Annotated in this window: 16 protein-coding genes; 4 read left to right on the top strand and 12 right to left on the bottom strand. The window is 68.5% G+C overall.

Annotated elements, in window-relative coordinates; genetic code table 11:
- Positions 1-8: 8 nt before the first annotated feature.
- Positions 9-1,406 carry a formimidoylglutamate deiminase gene (locus M5E06_RS15450; RefSeq protein WP_252138920.1) on the top strand — a complete coding sequence of 466 codons (1,398 nt, stop codon included), beginning with the start codon at positions 9-11 and terminating at the stop codon, positions 1,404-1,406.
- 31 nt (positions 1,407-1,437) lie between these two features.
- The gene (gene argE, locus M5E06_RS15445) at positions 1,438-2,586 is read left to right on the top strand and encodes an acetylornithine deacetylase (protein ID WP_252138919.1); all 1,149 of its coding nucleotides are present in this window, start codon (positions 1,438-1,440) and stop codon (positions 2,584-2,586) included.
- A gap of 21 nt (positions 2,587-2,607) precedes the next feature.
- Here argE and M5E06_RS15440 read toward each other — a convergent pair whose 3' ends face one another.
- From M5E06_RS15440 to M5E06_RS15410, 7 genes are all read right to left on the bottom strand, one after another.
- On the bottom strand, positions 2,608-4,056 hold the full coding sequence (locus M5E06_RS15440) for an NAD-dependent succinate-semialdehyde dehydrogenase (RefSeq protein WP_252138918.1): 1,449 nt from the start codon (positions 4,054-4,056) through the stop codon (positions 2,608-2,610).
- A gap of 28 nt (positions 4,057-4,084) precedes the next feature.
- Entirely contained in the window at positions 4,085-6,169 is a 2,085-nt protein-coding gene (locus M5E06_RS15435) for a 3-hydroxyacyl-CoA dehydrogenase NAD-binding domain-containing protein (RefSeq protein ID WP_252138917.1), read from the bottom strand.
- Positions 6,166-7,407, bottom strand: coding sequence for an ABC transporter substrate-binding protein (locus tag M5E06_RS15430; RefSeq protein ID WP_109154826.1), 1,242 nt, complete (start codon positions 7,405-7,407; stop codon positions 6,166-6,168). The genes M5E06_RS15435 and M5E06_RS15430 overlap by 4 nt, the downstream gene beginning before the upstream one ends.
- 105 nt (positions 7,408-7,512) lie before the next feature.
- Positions 7,513-8,361: an alpha/beta fold hydrolase gene (locus M5E06_RS15425; RefSeq protein ID WP_252138916.1), complete on the bottom strand. Its 849-nt coding sequence runs from the start codon at positions 8,359-8,361 to the stop codon at positions 7,513-7,515.
- On the bottom strand, positions 8,361-8,741 hold the full coding sequence (locus M5E06_RS15420; protein WP_252138915.1) for a hypothetical protein: 381 nt from the start codon (positions 8,739-8,741) through the stop codon (positions 8,361-8,363). Before M5E06_RS15420 ends, M5E06_RS15425 begins: the two co-directional genes overlap by 1 nt.
- Positions 8,741-10,915 carry an acetate--CoA ligase family protein gene (locus tag M5E06_RS15415; RefSeq protein ID WP_252138914.1) on the bottom strand — a complete coding sequence of 725 codons (2,175 nt, stop codon included), beginning with the start codon at positions 10,913-10,915 and terminating at the stop codon, positions 8,741-8,743. Before M5E06_RS15415 ends, M5E06_RS15420 begins: the two co-directional genes overlap by 1 nt.
- The gene (locus M5E06_RS15410) at positions 10,912-12,075 is read right to left on the bottom strand and encodes an acyl-CoA dehydrogenase family protein (protein ID WP_252138913.1); all 1,164 of its coding nucleotides are present in this window, start codon (positions 12,073-12,075) and stop codon (positions 10,912-10,914) included. Before M5E06_RS15410 ends, M5E06_RS15415 begins: the two co-directional genes overlap by 4 nt.
- A gap of 111 nt (positions 12,076-12,186) precedes the next feature.
- Here M5E06_RS15410 and gcvA point away from each other — a divergent pair, with 111 nt between their 5' ends.
- Positions 12,187-13,074 carry a transcriptional regulator GcvA gene (gcvA, locus tag M5E06_RS15405; protein ID WP_252138912.1) on the top strand — a complete coding sequence of 296 codons (888 nt, stop codon included), beginning with the start codon at positions 12,187-12,189 and terminating at the stop codon, positions 13,072-13,074.
- Positions 13,075-13,264: 190 nt separating this feature from the next.
- Complete coding sequence (pcaF, locus tag M5E06_RS15400) at positions 13,265-14,470, top strand: 3-oxoadipyl-CoA thiolase (protein ID WP_252138911.1); 1,206 nt, start codon at positions 13,265-13,267, stop codon at positions 14,468-14,470.
- A 74-nt stretch (positions 14,471-14,544) separates the two neighbouring features.
- On the opposite strand, the gene M5E06_RS15395 is transcribed toward pcaF, so the two are convergent.
- From M5E06_RS15395 to M5E06_RS15375, 5 genes are all read right to left on the bottom strand, one after another.
- Positions 14,545-15,471, bottom strand: coding sequence for an electron transfer flavoprotein subunit alpha/FixB family protein (locus tag M5E06_RS15395; RefSeq protein ID WP_252138910.1), 927 nt, complete (start codon positions 15,469-15,471; stop codon positions 14,545-14,547).
- Positions 15,472-15,580: 109 nt separating this feature from the next.
- A complete protein-coding gene (locus M5E06_RS15390; protein ID WP_252138909.1) occupies positions 15,581-16,330 on the bottom strand; it encodes an electron transfer flavoprotein subunit beta/FixA family protein in 750 nt (249 codons plus the stop codon).
- An 11-nt stretch (positions 16,331-16,341) separates the two neighbouring features.
- Entirely contained in the window at positions 16,342-18,504 is a 2,163-nt protein-coding gene (locus tag M5E06_RS15385; RefSeq protein WP_252138908.1) for a methyl-accepting chemotaxis protein, read from the bottom strand.
- Positions 18,504-19,439, bottom strand: a complete 936-nt coding sequence (locus tag M5E06_RS15380) for a branched-chain amino acid ABC transporter permease (protein WP_252139359.1) — start codon at positions 19,437-19,439, stop codon at positions 18,504-18,506. The genes M5E06_RS15385 and M5E06_RS15380 overlap by 1 nt, the downstream gene beginning before the upstream one ends.
- A 45-nt stretch (positions 19,440-19,484) precedes the next feature.
- Positions 19,485-20,372, bottom strand: a complete 888-nt coding sequence (locus M5E06_RS15375) for a branched-chain amino acid ABC transporter permease (protein ID WP_252138907.1) — start codon at positions 20,370-20,372, stop codon at positions 19,485-19,487.
- Positions 20,373-20,385 lie beyond the last annotated feature (13 nt).

Here is a 20,385-nt window from a genome sequence, read left to right as displayed (position 1 = left end):
ATGGAGCGATGACCGCCGCACGCCGGCTCGACCGGCTTTTCTGCGACCGGGCGCTGCTGGCCGGCGGCTGGGCGTCGGGGGTGCTGCTGCGCTTCGACGCGCAGGGGCTGATCGCTGCCATCGAAACAGGGTTGGACAAGCCGCCTGCTGGGGTGGAGCGGGCCGCCGGGCCGGTCATCCCCGGCATGCCCAACCTGCACAGCCATGCCTTCCAACGGGCGATGGCCGGCCTGACCGAGCAGGCCGGACCGGCGGAGGACAGCTTCTGGACCTGGCGGGAGGTGATGTATGGCTTCGTCCGCCGCATCGATCCCGACGGCCTCCAGGCGGTGGCAGCGATGGCCTATGCCGAGATGCTGGAGCGGGGCTATACCTCGGTGGCGGAATTCCATTACCTCCACCACGCCCCCGACGGCCGGCCCTATGCCGATCCGGCCGAGATGTCGATGCGCATCCTGGCTGCGGCGGACACCACCGGCATCGGGCTGACCCATCTGCCGGTGCTCTACGCCCAGGGCGGTTTCGGCGGACAGCCGGCCGGTGAAGGGCAGCGGCGCTTCCTCAACACCCCCGACCGGCTGCTGGACATCGCCGCCGCCTGCCGCGCGGCACCCGGCGACCATCGCGTCGGTCTGGCCCTGCATTCCCTGCGCGCCGTATCGCCGGAGGCCGCCGAGGCGGTGCTGGACGGACTGTCTGCGCTCGACCCCACGGCCCCGATCCACATCCATGTCGCCGAGCAGACGGCGGAGGTCGACGTCAGCCTCGCCTGGTCCGGGCGGCGGCCGGTGGACTGGCTGCTCGACCGTGGTTGGCCGGGGCCGTCCTGGTGCCTCGTCCACGCCACCCACGTCACACCGGCGGAGGTGGCGGGAATCGCCGCGTCAGGCGCCGTCGTGGGGCTCTGTCCGACGACGGAGGCCGATTTGGGCGACGGGCTGTTCCCGGCACGCGAGTTCCTGGCACAAGGCGGGCGCTTCGGCATCGGATCCGACAGCCAGATCGTCATCGATGTGGCGGAGGAGCTGCGCCTGCTGGAATTCGGACAGCGCCTCGCCGCGCGACGACGCAACCTGCTGGCACCGCATCCGGGCACATCGACCGGGGCGGCGCTCTACCGGACGGCGGTCGCCGGAGGGGCGCAGGCGCTGGGCCTGCCGGAGCCGGCGGGCGGGCTCAAGGTCGGACAGCGCGCCGATCTGGTGGTGCTCGATCCGGACGATCCGCGGCTCTACGGCCGCAGCGACGACACACTCCTCGACTCCTACGTCTTCGCCGGCGCCCGCAATCCCGTGCACGACGTGGTGGCGGGCGGGCGGCTGGTGGTGCGCGACGGCCGGCATGTCGATGCCGACGCGATCCGCAACGGCTGGCGCCGCGCCGTCGACCGGCTGCACGCGGCCTGATTGATAATCCGAACGAACAGGGACGATCCAGATGACGGCGACCATCGACATCCTCGACCGGCTGGTGGCCTTCAACACCGTCAGCCGCGACAGCAACCTCGACCTGATCCGCTGGGTGCAGGTACGGTTGGAGGCCGTCGGTGCCGCGACATGGCTGGTGCCGAGCGAGGATGGACGCAAGGCCAACCTGTTCGCGACGCTGGGGCCGGCGGACCGTCCCGGCGTCCTGCTGTCCGGACACAGCGACGTGGTGCCGGTGGAGGGGCAGGCCTGGACCAGCGACCCCTTCCGGCTGACCCGCCGGGACGGCAAGCTGTTCGGCCGGGGCACCGCCGACATGAAGGGCTTCATCGCCGCGGCCCTCGCCCTGTTCGACCGCGCCGCCGGACGGACCCTGTCCCAGCCGCTGCATCTGGCGCTGTCCTATGACGAGGAGGTCGGCTGTCTCGGCGTCCGGCGGCTCATCGAGATGATGGCCGCCCTGCCCGTCCGCCCGCGCTTCTGCATCGTCGGCGAGCCGACCAGCATGCAGGTGGTTACCGCCCATAAGGGCAAGACCGCTCTGCGTGCCGAATGCCACGGCGTCGAATGCCATTCGAGCCTAGCGCCGCAGGGATTGAACGCGATCCATTTGGCGAGCGACCTGTTGAGCGGGCTTCGTCGCATTCAGAAACGACTGAGTGACGAAGGCGCCCATGACGGCGCTTACGATGTGCCCTGGACCACGATCCATGCCGGGGTCATCCACGGTGGCGAGGCGCTGAACATCGTGCCGAACCACTGCCGTCTCGACTTCGAAATCCGCCATCTTCCGCAGGATCCGGTGGAACCGTTGCTGGACGGCATCCAGGCGGAAGCCGACGCCATCGTCTGGCGCCTACGTCCCGATTTTCCGACCGCCGGTCTGACCATCTCCGAGCTTTCCAGCTATCCGGCGCTCGACACCGACGGCACCGCCGAGGTTGTCACCTTCGTCAAATCGCTGACCGGCGGCAACAGCACCGGCAAGATCTCCTTCGGCACGGAAGGCGGGCTGTTCCAGCAACGTCTGTCGATGCCCACCGTGGTGTGCGGCCCCGGCAGCATCGGCGAAGCCCACAAGCCCGACGAGTTCATCGCCGAGGACCAGTTGGCCGCCTGCGACCGGATGCTGGACGCTCTGCTCGCCCAGATGGCGTAACGGCGCTCCGCAGCCTCCCGATCAATGGGGCGCTTGGCTGACGAACTTCACCTGTTCAAAGGCCTGGAAGCCTTCGGTGCCGCCCTCCAGTCCGATGCCGCTGTCCTTGATGCCGCCGAAGGGTGTTTCCGGATGCGAGACCACCCAGTGGTTCACCACGACATTGCCGCATTCGATGTCCGCCACCAGCCGGTCGGCGAGCGCCAGATCGCGGGTGAAGACGTAGGAGGCCAGCCCGAGCGACAGGCGGTTCGCCAGCGCCACCGCCTCGTCCGCATCGCGGAAGGAGGCAATCAGCGCCAGCGGCCCGAACGGCTCTTCGCCGGCGGCCCGGCAGGCGGCGGTGACCCCGGTCAGCACCGTCGGCTGATAGAAGAAGCCGGGGCCGTCGATGCGGGCGCCGCCGGCCGCCACCGCCGCGCCGTTGCGCCGGGCATCCTCCACCAGCGCCTCGATCGCCGCCAGCCGGCGGGCATTCTGCACCGGCCCCATCTGCGTTGCGGGATCGAAAGGATCGCCCACGCGGATCGCAGAGGCGGCCTCGGCGAAAGCGGCGGCGAAGCGGTCATGGATCGTTTCATGCACATAGAAGCGGGTCGGCGACGTGCAAATCTGCCCGGAACTCCGGAACTTGGCGGCGGCGGCGCTGCGGGCCACCGCCTCGACATCCACGTCGGGAAAAACCAGCACCGGGGCGTGGCCGCCCAGTTCGAACACGCCGCGCTTCATGGTCCGCGTCGCCAGGGCTGCCAGATGCTTGCCGACGGGGATTGAGCCGGTGAAGGACACCATACGGATCGCCTCGGCTTCCAACAGCCGCTCGGCGACTGCGCCGGGGTTACCGAACAGCATGTTGGCGACCCCGTCCGGCAAACCGGCCTCGGCCAGCGCGCGGGCGATGAACAGGGCGGCCGCCGGCGTTCCTTCCGACGGCTTGATGACAATGGAGCAGCCCGCCCCCAGCGCGCCGGCGATCTTGCGCGCCGGGGTGATCGCCGGGGCGTTCCAGCCGCTGAAGGCCGCCACCGGCCCCACAGGCTCGCGCAGCGCCATCAGCCGGTGGCCCGGCGTGCGGGGCGGGATGATGCGGCCATAGGACCGGCGGCATTCCTCGGCCGCCCAGTCGAACATACCGGCCGCCGTCTCGACCTCGCGCCCGGCCTCGAGGATCGGCTTGCCCAGTTCCAGCGCGATCAGCGCAGCGAGTCCACCCGCATCCGCCCGGATCAGATCGGCCGTGCGGCGCAGCAGCGCCGAGCGCTCGACGGCACTGGTCCGCCGCCAGACCCGGAAGCCGTCGGCCGCAGCGGCGACGGCCGCATCCACATTGTCGGCGCCAGCGCTGGGCAACAGCCCAAGCGTCGCACCGGTCGCCGGGTTGATCACCGGTTCGCAGGACCGATGCCCGGCCCCGATCCAGCGCCCACCGATCCACAGGCGAAGGTCAGGATAGGTGGTGTTCGTCATCATCGCCTCTATTCAGCCAAGTTAGATGGACTCAGACGGCGGGAATCACGCCCGGATCGCAACGCCGGAAACCCGGCCCGCTGAGGTCTGCCAACCGCGCCAGCTCGGCCCTGAGCCACGACGGATCCTGGCGGGTGGCCCAGAACAGCGGCCCACCCTCCCAGGCTGGGAAGCCGTAGCCGTTGACCAGCACGAGATCGATGTCCGACGCGCGGGCGGCCACGCCTTCGGACAGCAGACAGGCAGCCTCGTTGACCATGGTCAGCAGCACCCGGCCGACGATCTCCTCGTCCGGGATGGCGCGACGGAGGATGCCCTTGGCGCTCGACGCCGCTTCGATCAGCCCGGTCACCACCGGATCCGGTTTGCCACGCTTGGCGCCGGGTGGATAGCGGTAATAGCCGGCGCCGGTCTTGCGGCCGAGCCGTCCGGACTCGCACAGCCGATCCGGAATCTCAACATAGCGGGCTGCCGGGTCCCGCGTCGCCGACTGTTGCCGCCGCATCCGCCAAGCGATGTCCAGTCCCGACAGATCGGCGACCGCGAACGGCCCCATGGCAAAGCCGAAACGTTCCAGGGCTGCATCGACCCCCGCAGGCAGGGCGCCTTCTTCGATCAGGAATTCGCATTGGCGACGGTAGGCCGCATAGATCCGGTTGCCGATGAAGCCGAAGGCGTTGCCTGCGACCACTGGCAGCTTGCCCAGCCGTTTCGCCAGCGCGAGGGCGGTCGCCAGAACGTCGGGCGAGGTCTTCGCCCCGCGGACCACCTCCAGGAGACGCATGACGTTGGCTGGGCTGAAGAAATGCAGCCCGACCACATCCCGCGGCCGGCTGGTCGCCGCCGCGATGGCATCGAGGTCCAGGTAGGAGGTGTTCGACGCCATCACGGCGCCCGGCGCCACCACGGAGTCGAGCCGGCGGAACAGGTCCTGCTTGACCTCCAGATCCTCGAACACGGCTTCGATCACCAGATCGGCGGTGCCGAGGCCCACCATGTCGGTGGTGGGATCGAGTGCCGCGAGCCGCTTCCCGGCCTCCCCGGCGCACATCTTCCCGCCATCCACCCGGCGAGCGTAGTGGTCGCGCAGCCGGGCCAATCCGACGTCCAGCGCTTGCGCGTCGCGTTCCAGCAGCGTCACCGGCAGGCCGGCGTCCAGCGCGGCGATGACGATGCCGGTCCCCATGGTGCCGGCGCCGACCACGCCGATCCGTTCCAGCCGCCGCGGCGCCACGCCCTCCAGTTCCGCAAGGCGGACCGCGTCCCGTTCGGCGAAGAACAGGTGGCGGCGGGCAAAGGCCTCCGTCTCCAGGCGCAGCCGTAGGAAAACCGCGCGCTCCTCGGCCAGGGCTTCGTCCAGTAGACGCTCTGCCGCGGCACGGACGGCACGAATCGCCTCGATTACCGGAGGACGGCCACGGCCGGCCCGCATGGCGGCCCCGGCGGCTGCCTCGATGCGCTCGGCCGGCTCGGCCGGGACAGGCTTGTCAGCCACCCGGCATTTGCATCCCGCGAGGCTCCGCGCATGCGCGACGGCAGCGGCGCGCACCGCCTCCACCCCGTCGTCGCTCGCCAGCGCGTCGACCAGCCCGAGAGCCAGCGCGTCAGCGGCGGCCACGCGCCGGCCTTCGCAGATCAGACCGATGGCGGTGGAGATGCCGACCAGACGCGGCAGGCGCTGGGTGCCGCCAGCACCGGGAATCATGCCCAGCGTCACCTCCGGCAGGCCAACCCGCGTGCCGGGCGCCGCGACGCGGGCGTCGCAGCCCAGCGCCAACTCGAACCCACCGCCCAGCGCCGCACCGTGCAGGGCGGCGACCACCGGTTTCGCGCAAGCCTCGATGGCGGCGATGACGGCGGGAAGCTGCGGCTCCTCCAGAGGTTGGCCGAACTCGCGCAGATCGGACCCGGCGATGAAGGTCTTGCCGGCGCCGATCAGAACCGCCGCTTCAACACCGGGGTCCGCCGCGACCGTCGCGATGGCATCGAGCAACCCGCGGCGCACGGCGGTGGAGCCGGCATTGACCGGCGGGTTGTCGATGACGATCACGGCCACCCCGCCGTCCCGCTCCAGCCGAACCGTTCCGCCGGACTGTGCTGGCGGTGTGCCGCTCACTTCGCCACCAGCGGGCAGCCGCCCTGATCCATCGGACGGAAGGCCTTGTCGCCGGGCACCGTCTCCAAGACCTTGTAATAGTCCCAGGGTCCCTTGGACTCCGACGGCTTCTTCACCTGCATCAGATACATGTCGCGGATCACCCGGCCGTCAGGGCGGATGGAACCGTTCTTGGTGTAGAAGTCGTTGATCGGCATCTTGCGCATCTGTTCAGCCACCTTGGTGGCGTCATCGCTGTCGATCGCCTGGATCGCTTTCAGATAATGGGTGACGGCGCCATAGACCGCCGCCTGCAGGCCGCCGGGCGCCCGGCCGTTGAAACGGTCCATGAAGCGCTTGCTCCAGGCCCGCGTCTCATCATTCATGTCCCAATAGAAGCTTTCGGCGAAGGTTAGACCCTGCGCGCTCTCCAGCCCCAGGGCATGGATGTCGGGCAGGTTGACCAGCAGTGCCGCCATCGTCTTGCCGCTGGCGGTGATGCCGAACTCGTTCGCCTGCTTGACGGCGTTGATCATGTCGGCTCCGGCATTCGCCAGCCCGACCACGGTGGCCGATGACGCCTGCGCCTGCAGCAGATAGGAGGAGAAGTCCGCAGTGTTGAGCGGTGCCCGTACTGCCCCGACGACGGTGCCGCCGTTGGCCTTGACCACACGGGTCGCCTCCCCTTCCAGCGCGTGGCCGAAACTGTAGTCGGCGGTCAGGAAATACCAGTCCTTCAAGCCACGCTTGACCAGGGCGGTGGTGGCGACGGTCGGCAAGGCATAGTTGTCGTAGGCCCAATGCACGCCGACGGGCGAACAGGCCTTGCCGGTCAACTCCGGCGTACCGGGGCCGGTCGCCAGGAACATGCGGTTCTTGTCGCGCGAAATGCCCTGGACGGAGAGCGCCACGGCGGACGACACCACTTCGGTGATCGCATCGACGCCTTCGACGTCATACCAGCGTCGCGCGATGCCGGATCCAACGTCCGCCTTGTTCTGATGGTCGGCTGAGACGATCTCGATCGCGGCACCATTGACCTTGCCGCCGAAATCCTCGGCCGCCATCTGGGCAGCAAGCACGGCTCCGGCGCCGACATTGTCGGAATAGGGACCGGACATGTCGGTCAGCACGCCGATCTTCACCGTCTTGCCTGAAATCTCGGCGGCCGCACCGCCGGCCAGACCGATGGTCAGCGCAACGACAGCCGTGGCGGTCAGCGCCCGCAGACCGGGCACTCGAACAGTGATGGCACGCATGAATGGTCCCTCCCCGGGGTATTGATGGCCGCCGCCCTTATTGGGGGCGGCGGGTGGTTATTGTCGAAGCGATGGTGGCCGGAACGCTTGCCGCCGGAACGGCACTCAGCGGTGAGCGATCTCGCTCAGAACCGGCAGCAAGTGGGCGATGAAGCCGTCCGGATCCTCGCTCATCGGGAAATGACCCAGCCCCGGCATGATCGATACGGTGGCACCGGGAATGCAGGCGGCGGTCTCCAGCGTGTCGGCCGGAGAGCAGGAATAGTCGTATTCGCCGGTCAGCAGATAGAGCGGGCAGCGGCTGGTGTCGATCTCGCTCAGCCGATGGCGGATGTCGCCGTCCACCTTGTAGAAATAGAGGTCGCCCTTGAAGATGCCCGGACCGCCCTGCATGTAGTGCCAGACCGTTTCCCAGCGGTGGGTGTCGGGCGCGTTCGGCCCGACCAGCCCGGCGGCGATGGCGGCGCAGACCTCCCCGCCGTTCACGTCCGGATGATGCAGCCAGGTCGTGTCGTAATAGGGATGGACGTGGGCCGAGGATTGCAGCCCGATGATGGCGCGGAACTCCTCGGCATGCTCCATCGCCAGATGCAGCGCGATGCGCCCGCCGATGGAGCAGCCCATCGCCACCGGCCGGTCCAGTTCCAGCGCCCGGCAGACCGTCAGGATGATGTCGGTGTAGTCGGCGCTGGTCAGCTGGTAGTCGCCGTCCTGCCACCCGGCGGGCGGCGAGGATTTGCCGTGCCAGGGCAGATCGAAGGCGATGACGCGGAAGTCGCGGGTGATGCGCGGGTCGTTCAGGATCCCGCGGAACTGGCGTCCGTCCGACCCGGCGGTGTGCAGGCAGACCAGCGGGATGCCCTGTCCCGCCTCCTCGAAATAGATTCGATGTTCGCGGCCCTTGTAGTCCAGCCGCATGTAACGTCCGGTGATGGATTCGATCGTCGCACGCATCAGGCGGTTTCCTTCGGGCTGCGCAGGCTGGCCATTACGTCCTTGATGTAGAGGAGGTTGGCCATGAAGGGCTGGAGGTTGCCGGACAGGGTCAGGTCCCCCCGCCGCAGCAGGGCGAACAGGTCGTGGAAGCCCGGCGGCGGCAGCGGCTGCCAGAAGCGCTCCAGCGCATCGGCCCGGCAGGACAGGCCGAAGGTCCAGGACGGCATGACGAACGGCCCCTTGCGCACCTCGGCGATCCGCCCGCGGTCGATGGAGATCAGATAGGCGTCGGCGCCGATGTCCAGCCGCATCACCGCGGTCAGGAAACGGCCGCGATGGACGAGCCGTTCATTGGCGTTCACAAGCTCCGGCAGTGATAGCACATCCGGCTTGGGCATTATCGGTTCCTCCCGGAACGGTTTTTAGTGTCGTCTTCTTGGGCTTGACTGTCCGCGTCCGCCGTTGCCAGCCGGACCAGCGCATCGACCGCCACCGCCCCCTGTCCGTCGGCCATCACTATCAGCGGATTGATCTCCGCCTCCAGCACGGTCACGTCGTCCAGCAGGGCAAGGCGGGAGACCGCGACCAGCGCATCGGCGACGGCGCCGAGGTCGCCGGCCGGCCGGCCGCGATAGCCAGCCAGGGCCTGGAGCGCCTTCACCTCGCCGATCATCTCCAGCGCGGTGGCCCGGTCCACCGGCGCCAGCCGCAGGGCGCGGTCGCGGTAGATCTCGGTCAGCACGCCGCCGGCGGCCAGCATCACCACCGGCCCGACCTGGGGATCGCGGCGCAGACCGACCAGAACCTCACCCACACCGCGGGTCATCGGCTGGACCAGGATTTCCCGCACGCTGACGCCCGGCCGCGCGGCTTCGACCCGGTCACGGATCGCGGCCATGGCGGCGGACAGCGCATCGACATCGGCGATGTTCAGCGCCACGCCGCCGACGTCGGTCTTGTGGGCGATGTCCGGGTGCAGGACCTTGGCGACCACCGGATAGGCGAAGGGAAGCTCCGGCACCGGCTCGCCGACCGTCAGCACCGCGATCGGCGCATGGGGAATGCCGACGCGGGCGAACAGACGATAGGCCTCGGCCTCGTCGATGGTCCGTCCGGCACCCGATCCGGCATCCGGTGGAACCGGCAGCGGCGGGGTCGCCAATTCGGGGCGGGGAACCCGGCGGTTGAATGCGGCGGCGATCACGTCGGCGGCGGATTCCGGCGCGCGGAAGCAGGGGATCCCGGCAGCATTCAGACGCAACAGTGCTTCCGGCGCCTCCGGCACGATGAAGGCGGCCAGCGGCTTGTCATGCTCCCGCGCGCTGTCGATCACCGGCGCCACCGCCAGATCGGGCTGGAATCGGGCGGAGGAGCCGACGGTCGCCAGCACCAGATCGAATTCCGGCGCAGTCTGCATCACCCCCAGCGCGGCTTTCATCACGTCGTAGCGGGTGCCGGCCAGCGTCAGATCGACCAGGCGCCCCTCTCCGGCCGTGATCCCCACCTCGGCGAGACGACGCACGGTGTCCGGGCTGGGGGCGGCGACCCGCACGCCGCGGATGGCAAGCTGGTCGATGGCCATGGCCGCGCCGCCGCCGGTGGTGGTGACCACACCGACGGCGGGTTGCCGCACGGACTTCGCCGGCATCCGGTTGAGCAGCGGCATGATCTCCAGCAGTCCGTCGAAGGACTCCACTCGGGCGATCCCGCAATCGCGCAGGAAGGTGTCGGCGACGTCGTCCTCTCCGGCCAGCGCACCGGTGTGGGAGACCGCCAGTTCCGCCGCCTCCGCCGAGCGGCCAAGCTTGTAGGCCGCCACCGGCTTGCCGCGCTCCGCCGCCGCCAGAGCGAAGCGGCGTAGCGCGTCGGCGTTGCGCATCGATTCCAGGAACAGCAGATAGCCGCCGATCTTCGGGTCGTCGAGCGTCGCTTCGCAGATTTCACCGACCGACAGGTCCACCTCGCCGCCGACCGACACCAGCCCGGCAAAGCCGACGCCACGCGCCTTGCCACGCGACAGCATGGCACCGATCAGGCTTCCGCTGTGGGAGGCGACGAACACCCCGCCTTCCGGCAGGTCTGGTTCGGCGAAGGCGGCGTTGGCGGTCAGCACCAGCCGCTCATGCAGATTGACCACGCCGATGCTGGACGGGCCAAGCACACGCACGCCGTAGGACCGCCCGATCTCGGCCAGCCGCCGTTCGCGTTCGATGCCGGTGTCGCCCGCCTCGGAAAAGCCGCCGGCCAGAATGGTCGCGACCGGGATGCCCAGACGCCCGCAGTCCTCCAGCGCGGCGATTGCCGCGTCGGTGCCGGTCAGGATGAAGGCATGGTCCGGCCGTTGCGGCAGGGCCGACAGCGATGCGAAGGCCGGCTCGCCCTGCACGGTGGCGCGGGTTGGATTGACGCTGTAGACCTCGCCGCCATAACCGGCACGGCGCAGGAAACGCAGCGGACGGGCGGCGGTCTTCGCGATGTCGTCCGACACCCCGACCAGGGCCACGGAGCGTGGCCGCAGCAAGGCCTCGGCAAGAGCTGAGCCGCTGCAGCCCTTAAGGGCGGTGCCGCTCACGACCGGCTCTCCCGCGGTGGGCGCTGATCGAAGCGACGCTCGAACAGCTCTTCGGCGATGCGGTTCTTCAGGATCTCGATGGAGCCGCCGGCGATCATCCAGCCACGCGTTCGCTTCACGCAATATTCGACCAGCGCTTCCTGGCTGTACCCGGTGCCGCCCATGATCTGCAGGGCTTCATTGGCGACCTCGAAGCCGGCGAGGTTGCAGGCCAGCTTGGCGATTGAGGTTTCATAGGCTGACGGCAGACCGTTGTCGGCATTGGTGGCGGCGCGGTAGAGCAGCAGCTGCGCGCCTTCCAGCTTCAGCGCCATGTCGGCGAATTTCCATTGCAGACCCTGGAATTCGCACAGCGGACGGCCGAACTGGGTCCGCGTCTCCGCATGGTCCTTGGCGAGGTTAAAGGCATGGCGGCCCAGCGCCAGCGCCCGCGAGGCGTTGCCGATGCGCTCCACGTTGAAGCCGGCGATCTGCTTCTTAAAACCGCCCGGCCCCAACAGGACGTTGGCCTTGGGAATCCGGCAGTCTTCGAAATAGAGCTGACACCATTCCTCGCCGCTCATAAAGGCGGAGGGCTGACCGACGGTGAAGCCCGGGGTGCCGCGTTCGATCAGCACCGAACCGATGCCGCCGACCCCGGGGCCAAAACGGACATAGATCAGGAACAGCGTCGCTTCCGGGCTGTGGGTGGAGAAGACCTTCGACCCGTTGATGACATAATGGTCGCCATCCTCGCGGGCGCTGGTCTTCAGGTCGGTGACGGCCGATCCGGCGTCCGGTTCGCTCATGCCCAGCGCCAGCAACTTGCGTCCGCCGAGCAGGTCGCCCAGCCAGCGCTCCTTCTGCTCGGGGCTGGCATATTCGGCAAAGGTGCGGATCGGCCCGAAATTGCCCGCCTGGACGACGTCGGCGCTCTTGGGGCATACCAGCGCCAGTTCCTGGATGGCGATCACCGCGTCCATCAGTGTGCCGCCGACGCCGCCGTCCTCCTCGCGGATGGTGATGCCCAGCAGCCCCATCTCCGACAGTTTCGCGGCCACGTCCCAGGGAAAGGCCGGGGAGTGGGCGCGCTTCAGCGCGTCGGCAGCCAGCTCGGCGCGGGCAAAGCGGCGCACGGAGTCGGCGAAGGCGCGCTGTTCCTGGTTGAGTTGAAAGTCCATGGCTCCGACGGGGCTATCGATTTGCGTTGCAGACAATCAATCGCATTGACGAACAAGCGGCAAATTCCTAGTTGTTGGGCATATATAACCTTTTGTAATGGAGCCGAGACGGTGCGCCCGATCCCCCCGCTCAACCCGCTCCATGTCTTCGAATGCGCGGCACGGCACGGCAGCTTCACCAAGGCGGCGGAGGAGTTGAGCGTCACCCAGCCGGCGGTCAGCCGGCAGGTCGCCCTGCTGGAGGATTACCTGGGGGTGCGGCTGTTCCACCGCGAGGCCCGCGGCCTGACCTTGACCGCCGAGGGCAAGCGATACGCCGCACAGATCGCCCCGGCCTTCCGCTGCATCGCCGAGGCTACCGACGAACTGGTGTCGGCCCGCGCCGCCGCGCCTTTGAAACTGCAAGTCTATGCGACCTTCATGGCGAAATGGCTGATGCGTCGCCTGCCGCACTTGCAAACCAACCATCCCGATCTGCGGCTGCGCACCCGAACCGCGGTGACGCCCGTCGATTTCGCCCGCGACAATGTCGATGCGGCGATCCAGTTGGGCACCGGCGATTGGCAGGGCATGGAGTCGGTTTTCCTTTTCGCCGACGAGATTATACCGGTGTGCAGTCCAACCCTGCTGGCCGACGGTCCGCCGGTGAAGACTCCGGCCGATCTGCTGCGCTACCCGTTGCTGCATTCCCATTATCGGCGGCGGGACTGGCCCGACTGGCTGGAGGCGGCCGGCGTGACGATGGTGGAGACCAAGGAACCGCTGATGTTCCCGAGTTCGCTCCTGACCTATCAAGCCGCCCTGGACGGGCTGGGCATCGCCATGGGCCAACCCGCCATGCTGGAAACCGAACTGCGCAGCGGCAGTCTGGTCTGTCCGATCGACCGGCCCTTGCGCCGCGATCTCGGCTATTATTTCGTGGTGCCGCCCAACCACCAGGACCGCGCCCGCATCGCCAAGGTGCGCAACTGGCTGCTGGAGCAGGTGGCGATTGGCTGACGCCCGGCGGCGTATCATTACCGCAGGTTATGCACCGCCAAGTTTATGTCAGTTGTCTGGCCCATCCCGGCTTCCGATAGTTGAGGCGGTGCCCGGCCGCGTTACTGCTGCCGCAAACCGCCGCCATCTCCCCACCCAACAACGCGCCCGCTCCACCCCCGAAGGTTGCGGACACCGGAAGACCCAGCCCATGACCGAAGCATTTCTGTGCGACGCCGTGCGCACGCCAATCGGGCGTTACGCCGGCGCGCTGGCGCCGGTGCGCGCCGACGATCTCGCCGCCATCCCCCTGCGGGCATTGCTCGACCGCAACCCGTCCCTGGATCCGTCGGCGATCGACGACGTGATCCTGGGCTGCGCCAACCAGTCGGGGGAAGACAACCGCAACATCGCACGCATGGCGGTCCTGCTGGCCGGTCTGCCCGAAACGGTTCCCGGCACCACAGTGAACCGCCTTTGCGGATCGGGGCTCGACGCCATCGCGCTCGCGGCGCGCGGCGTGCGCGCGGGTGAACAATCCCTGCTCCTGGCCGGCGGCGTGGAGAGCATGTCGCGCGCGCCCTTCGTCATGGGCAAGGCCGACAGCGCCTTCTCCCGTGCGATGCGGCTGGAAGACACCACGATGGGCTGGCGCTTCGTCAACCCGCGTCTGAAGGCATCGCACGGCGTTGACACCATGCCGGAAACCGCCGAGACGGTGGCCGAACGGTATGGCATCGCCCGCGACGATCAGGATGCTTTCGCCCTGCGCTCGCAGCAGCGGGCCGCCGCCGCTCAGCGCAGCGGACGCCTAGCACGGGAAATCATCGCCGTGCCGGTCGCCGGTCGCAAGGGGACGATCACCGAGGTGATGGCCGACGAGCATCCGCGGCCGGACACCACGTTCGACCAGCTCGCCGCGCTGAAGCCGGTGGTGCGTCCCGGCGGTACGATAACCGCCGGCAATGCGTCCGGCATCAACGACGGCGCGGCGGCGCTGATCGTCGCCGGAGAGACGGCAGCCAGGCGTCATGGCCTCACGCCGCGTGCCCGCATCGTCGGCGCGGCGGTGGCCGGCGTCGAGCCGCGCGTGATGGGAATCGGACCGGTCCCGGCGGTGCGGCTCCTGCTCGACCGCACCGGCGTGCCGCTCGACCGCATCGACGTGATCGAGTTGAACGAAGCGTTCGCCGCACAGGGCCTTGCCTGTCTTCGGGAGCTTGGACTGGCGGATGACGATCCGCGGGTTAATCCCAATGGCGGCGCCATCGCGCTCGGCCATCCGCTGGGGATGTCCGGAGCGCGGCTGGCTACCACCGCGTTGATCGAACTGGAGCTGCGCGGTGGCCGGTACGCCCTGTGCACCATGTGCATTGGTGTCGGCCAGGGCATCGCACTGCTGCTTGAACGGGTGTAGCAGGGATTGTTTCTTCAGAACAAAGGGCGCCTCCGTCGGGAGGCGCCCTTTTCCTGTGAGCGATTGACGCCCGATCACAGCGCCTGCTGCAGCTCCGGCACGGCCTTGAACAGGTCGGCGACAAGGCCGTAGTCGGCGACCTGGAAGATCGGCGCTTCCTCATCCTTGTTGATCGCGACGATCACCTTGCTGTCCTTCATGCCGGCGAGGTGCTGGATCGCACCCGATATGCCGACGGCGATGTACAGCTCCGGCGCCACGATCTTGCCGGTCTGGCCGACCTGATAGTCGTTCGGCACGAACCCCGCGTCCACGGCGGCGCGCGAGGCACCCACTGCGGCACCCAGCTTGTCGGCCAGAGCCTCCAGCATCGGGAAATTGTCGCCCGACTGCATGCCGCGCCCACCGGAGATGACGATGCGGGCGGCGGTCAGCTCCGGACGCTCCGATTTGGTCAGCTCGGCCGAGACGAAGCTCGACAGGGCGGGATCGGCCACGGCGGCGATGCCCTCGACCGGGGCGCTGCTGGTGGCTGCCGCCGCTTCGAAGGCGGTGGTGCGGACGGTGACGACCTTCACCGGGTCGGCCGACTGCACGGTGGCGATGGCGTTGCCGGCATAGACCGGCCGCTCGAAGGTATCGGCGGAAACCACGGCGGTGATGTCGGAGATCATCGCCACGTCGAGCAGAGCCGCGACGCGCGGCAGCACGTTCTTGCCGACGGAGGTGGCGGCGGCGAGGACATGGCTGTAGCCGGGGGCGAGCGACACCAGCAGCGCCGCGACCGGTTCGGCCATGGCGTGCTCGTAGGCGGCATCGTCGGCGAGCAGCACCTTGGCGACGCCAGCCAGCTTGGCGGCCTGCTCGGCGGCCGGGGCGGCGTTGCGGCCGGCGACGAGGAGGTGGATGTCGCTGCCGAGCTTGGCGGCGGCGGTCACCGCGTGGGCGGTGGCGGGCTTGAGGCTGGCGTTGTCGTGGTCGGCGAGGATCAGGATGGGCATGGCAGATTCCTCTGTCGGGCGGAGTGTTGGCAGTGCGGAGACTTGCCCCCACCCCGACCCTCCCCCGCTGGGCGAGGGAGGGTTAGGGTGGGGGCACCGGAGCCGGCGCTCAGATCACCCGCGCCTCGTTCTTCAGCTTGTCGACCAGCGTGGCGACGTCCGGCACCTTGATGCCGGCCTGACGCTTCGCCGGCTCGGCCACCTTGACCGTCTTCAGCCGCGGCGTCACATCGACGCCGAGCGCGTCCGGCGTGACGGTCTCCAGCGGCTTCTTCTTCGCCTTCATGATGTTGGGCAGCGAAGCATAGCGCGGCTCGTTCAGGCGCAGGTCGGCGGTGACCACCGCCGGCAGCTTCAGCTCCACCGTCTCCAGACCGCCGTCGATCTCGCGCGTCACCGCGACCTTGCCGTCACCGGCAACGATCTTGGAGGCGAAGGTGCCCTGGCCCCAGCCCAGCAGCGCGGCCAGCATCTGGCCGGTCTGGTTGCAGTCGTCGTCGATCGCCTGCTTGCCGAGGATCACCATCCCAGGCGCTTCCTTCTCGACCAGTGCCTTCAGCACCTTGGCGACGGCGAGCGGTTCGGTCGTCACGTCGGTCTGCACCAGGATGGCGCGGTCTGCCCCCATAGCGAGAGCGGTACGCAGCGTCTCTTGCGCCTGGGCCGGGCCGACGGAGACCACGACGATCTCTGTCGCCGTGCCGGCTTCCTTCAGGCGGACGGCCTCTTCGACGGCGATCTCGTCGAAGGGGTTCATGCTCATCTTCACGTTGGCGGTCTCGACGCCGCTGCCATCCGCCATGACGCGGATCTTGACGTTGTAGTCGACGACCCGCTTCACGGGGACGAGGATCTTCATGGTTTGCATCCTTATGCGGCTCTGATGTCGGCAAGGAAGCGGTTGATCTCCTGATGGAGGTCCCCCGCCTGCCGCGCGAGATCGTTGGAGGCGCTCAGCACGTCCCCCGCCGCGGTCTTGGTGGTGTCGGCCGACCGCGCGACGCTGTCGATGATGGTGGTGACGGATTGGGTGGCCTTGGCGACCTGGGCGGCATTGGTGGCGATCTCCGCGGTCGCCGTTTCCTGTTCCTCCACCGCTTCGGCGACGATGCCGGAGATGCGGCCCATGTCCTGGATCACCGCGACGATCTGGCCGATGGCGGCGGCGGCACCGTCTGTCACCGACTGCATGGTCGCGATCTGGCTGCCGATCTCGTCGGTCGCCCTGGCGGTCTGCGCCGCCAGATGCTTCACTTCGCCGGCGACGACGGCGAAGCCCTTGCCGGCCTCGCCCGCCCGTGCCGCCTCGATGGTGGCGTTCAGCGCCAGCAGGTTCGTCTGGGCCGCGATGTCGTGGATCAGTTGGACCACCGCGCCGATGCGGCCGGCCGTCTCCACCACCACGCGCATGGTCTCCCCGGCCTCGGCCGTCGCCCCGACGGCCGCCTGAGTGATGCGGCCGGATTCATCGATATAGCGGCTGATATCGGTGATCGAGGCGCTCAGCTGGTTGGCCGCCGACGCCACTGTGCCGACGCTGGCTGCGGTCTCGTCGGCCGCGGCGGTGACGCCGGTCGCCTCACTAAGCGTGCGGTCGGCACCGATGCTCATCGAGCGTGCCGTCGCCTCCAGCCCCTCGGCCGCCGCGGTCACCGCCCGGACGATGCCGCCGACACGCTGGTCGAAATCCGCCGTCATCCGTTCCAGTTCCTGCGCCCGCTCGTCGCGCAGGGCACGGACGCGCTCCTGTTCGGCATGGAGCGCGTCAGCACGGATCAGTGCCTCCTTGAAGACCTGCATGGCGCCGGCCATTCGCCCGATCTCGTCGCCCCTTTCGGTGGCGGGGATCTCCAACTGGCGATCGCCCTCGGCGAGGCGCTGCATTGCCACGCACATGGCCGTCAACGGCCGGACGATGCCGCGGGCCAGCAGGATTCCGGCGAGGCTGACGACCAGGAGCAGGGCGGCGCCCACCCCGGTCATCTGGTTGCGCATGGCGCGGACAGGAGCCAGGATTTCGTCGACCGACGCCTCGGCCAGCACCAGCCAATGCAGTCCGTCATGGCTCACCGGCCGATAGGCGGCGAGCGCCGGAGAGCTGCCGCCGAAGCGGGTGGCCTCCATAACGCCGATATGATCGGGGTCGGCCTTTGCCGCCGCGACGACGGGGCTGTCATAAGGCGCCAATATGCCCTGCCCGCCGGAGAAACGCGGCGTGCTGCGCAGACGACCATCCTCGCCGACCAGGAAGGTGTCTCCAGTTTCTCCCATGCCGTCGCTCGCCAGCATGATGCGGTCGAGCCCGCCCGCTTCGATCCTGAAAACCAGCGTCGCCAGAATCTGTTGGCGACCATCCGGGAACCGAAGGGCGACCGGCGCCGCCAGGAAGGCGGAGGCGGCTTTGCCGGCGGCATAGGGCGAGAAGTCGGCGATCATCGCCTCACCGGCCATAGTGCCCGCCGTGATGCCATCCACGAGACGACGCAGCGGGCCTTCGGCGACCGGCTTGGCGAAATCGTCGCCCTTGGCTGCGCTGTAAAGGACGGTGCCGTCCGGCGCCACCAGCAGCACATCGGCCAGGCCGCGCCGCTGCATGAGATCGCTCATCCAGCCATGCAGGCGCAGATGCGCCGTGTCGTACATGGCGTTGTCGGCCGATTTCTCCAGCTTGTAGCGCTCGACCGCCGGATAGGGATTGTCGTCGACATAGCGTTTGCGCAGCAGGGCGGTGGGATCGCCACGGTCGGCTTCGATCCGCCAACCGTTGACGAGGGCCACCGCTGCATCGCGCATGGACCGCGTGTTGGCGGTCAGCACGACGTCGCCCTCCAGACCGTCGATGTAGGACCGCACGCTGGCGGCGCGGGCATCGGCCAGCGCCACCAGCTTTTCGCCGGCCGCCGCGCGCAGGCGGCTCGATGCCGCGGAGTAGGCGAAGCCGCCGAGCAGGATCGCAGTGACCACCGCGGCGCCCACCAGCGCGCCGGGAATCCTGTGGCGCAGCAGCAGGCGCCTACCATTGAGGCGGGACATCAGCGATTCCCCTTTCCAGGCAGCCGGTGCATCAGTTCGCCGACGATGCCGCGGCGGAAGAGCAGGACGCAGACGACGAAGATGCAGCCGATCACCACCGGCACCGGCAGGCTGGTGGCGGCGAGGTAGCTTTCCAGCGTCACCACCAGTCCCGCACCCACCACCGGCCCGAACAGCGTGCCCATGCCGCCCAAGAGCGTCATCAGCACCACCTCGCCCGACATCTGCCACGTCACGTCGGTCAGACTGGCGAGTTGGAACACCAGCGCCTTGGTCCCGCCGGCCAGCCCGGCCAGCGAGGCCGACAGCACGAAGGCGACCAGCTTGTAGCGGTCGGTGCGGTAGCCGAGCGACACCGCGCGCGGCTCGTTCTCGCGGATCGCCTTCAGCACCTGGCCGAAGGGCGAATGCACCGTGCGCCAGATCAGGGCGAAGCCGGCGACGAAGATCGCCAGCACGGCATAGTACATGGTCAGCGGCTGGCTGAGGTCGAACAGCCCGAACAGCAGGCCGCGCGGCACGCCCTGGATGCCGTCCTCGCCATGGGTGAAGGGCAACTGCAGCGCCAGGAAGAACACCATCTGCGACAGCGCCAGCGTGATCATGGCGAAATAGATGCCCTGCCGGCGGATGGCAATCAGGCCGAAGACCAGCCCCAGCAGCCCGGCGACCACGGTGGCGGCGAGCAGCCCGAATTCCGGTGCCCAGCCCCATTCCTTCACCACATGCGCGGCGATGTAGGCCGCCCCGCCGAAGAAGGCGGCATGGCCGAAGCTGAGCAGGCCGGCGAAGCCGATCAGCAGGTTGAAGGCGCAGGCGAACAGCGCGAAGCACAGCACCTTCATCAGAAAGACGGGATACAGGACATAGGGCGCCAGGATCGCCAGCAGCAGCCCGGCCCCGGTCAGCAGGATCTTCGGCGAGCCGCCATACATGACAAGGCCTTCGTGCAGTGTGTCGCGGGTTTGCATGGTCATGGCTTATCTCTCCCGTCCGAACAGGCCGGCCGGCTTCACCATCAGCACCACGGCCATAATGACGAACACCACGATGTTGGACGCTTCGGGATAGAAGACCTTGGTCAGCCCCTCCAGCAGCCCCAGCCCGAGGCCGGTGACGATGGCGCCAAGGATCGACCCCATGCCGCCGATCACCACCACCGCGAACACCACGATGATCAGGTTCGACCCCATCAGCGGCGACACCTGATAGATCGGCGCCGCCAGCACCCCGGCCAGACCGGCCAGCGCCACGCCGAAGCCGTAGGTCAGCGACACCATCACCGGCACGTTGATGCCGAAGGCCTGCACCAGCGTCGGGTTTTCCGTCGCCGCGCGCAGATAGGCGCCCAGCTTGGTCCGCTCGATGGCGAACCAGGTGCCCAGGCACACCAGCAGCGATGCCACCACCACCCAGCCGCGGTAGGTCGGCAGGTACATGAAGCCCAGGTTGGTGCCGCCCTTCAGCAGGTCGGGAATGGGATAGGGCTGGCCCGACACGCCATACTGGTGGCGGAAGGCGCCCTCGAAGATCAGCGCCAGCCCGAAGGTCAGCAGCAGGCCATAGAGATGGTCGACCTTGTAGAGCCGGCGCAGCATGGTGCGCTCCAGAACCAGCCCGACGGCGCCGACCACCAGCGGCGCCAGCACCAGCGCCCCCCAGTAACCGACGCCGGCATAGCTCAGCAGCAGCCACGCCACGAAGGCGCCGACCATGTAGAGCGCGCCATGCGCCATGTTGACGACGTTGAGCATACCGAAGATCACCGCCAGCCCCAGGCTGAGCAGCGCATAGAAGGAGCCGTTGATCAGGCCGAGCAGAAGCTGGCCGAACAGGGCTTGCGGCGGAATGCCGAGCAGTTGGGACATCGGGCGTCTCTCT

The sequence above is a fragment of the Azospirillum sp. A1-3 genome (assembly GCF_023806445.1).
Classification (GTDB): Bacteria; Pseudomonadota; Alphaproteobacteria; order Azospirillales; family Azospirillaceae; genus Azospirillum.
This window is presented reverse-complemented; position numbering and strand designations above follow the sequence as displayed.

What these genes read in the sequence shown, in the direction of transcription:
- M5E06_RS15430 (WP_109154826.1), bottom strand. Translation starts at nt 7,407, where the DNA reads ATGCGTGCCATCACTGTTCGAGTGCCCGGTCTGCGGGCGCTGACCGCC.
- M5E06_RS15385 (WP_252138908.1), bottom strand. Translation starts at nt 18,504, where the DNA reads ATGTCCCGCCTCAATGGTAGGCGCCTGCTGCTGCGCCACAGGATTCCC.
- argE (WP_252138919.1), top strand. Translation starts at nt 1,438, where the DNA reads ATGACGGCGACCATCGACATCCTCGACCGGCTGGTGGCCTTCAACACC.
- M5E06_RS15420 (WP_252138915.1), bottom strand. Translation starts at nt 8,741, where the DNA reads ATGCCCAAGCCGGATGTGCTATCACTGCCGGAGCTTGTGAACGCCAAT.
- M5E06_RS15425 (WP_252138916.1), bottom strand. Translation starts at nt 8,361, where the DNA reads ATGCGTGCGACGATCGAATCCATCACCGGACGTTACATGCGGCTGGAC.
- pcaF (WP_252138911.1), top strand. Translation starts at nt 13,265, where the DNA reads ATGACCGAAGCATTTCTGTGCGACGCCGTGCGCACGCCAATCGGGCGT.
- M5E06_RS15440 (WP_252138918.1), bottom strand. Translation starts at nt 4,056, where the DNA reads ATGATGACGAACACCACCTATCCTGACCTTCGCCTGTGGATCGGTGGG.
- M5E06_RS15390 (WP_252138909.1), bottom strand. Translation starts at nt 16,330, where the DNA reads ATGAAGATCCTCGTCCCCGTGAAGCGGGTCGTCGACTACAACGTCAAG.
- M5E06_RS15375 (WP_252138907.1), bottom strand. Translation starts at nt 20,372, where the DNA reads ATGTCCCAACTGCTCGGCATTCCGCCGCAAGCCCTGTTCGGCCAGCTT.
- M5E06_RS15380 (WP_252139359.1), bottom strand. Translation starts at nt 19,439, where the DNA reads ATGTATGGCGGCTCGCCGAAGATCCTGCTGACCGGGGCCGGGCTGCTG.
- M5E06_RS15410 (WP_252138913.1), bottom strand. Translation starts at nt 12,075, where the DNA reads ATGGACTTTCAACTCAACCAGGAACAGCGCGCCTTCGCCGACTCCGTG.
- M5E06_RS15395 (WP_252138910.1), bottom strand. Translation starts at nt 15,471, where the DNA reads ATGCCCATCCTGATCCTCGCCGACCACGACAACGCCAGCCTCAAGCCC.
- M5E06_RS15450 (WP_252138920.1), top strand. Translation starts at nt 9, where the DNA reads ATGACCGCCGCACGCCGGCTCGACCGGCTTTTCTGCGACCGGGCGCTG.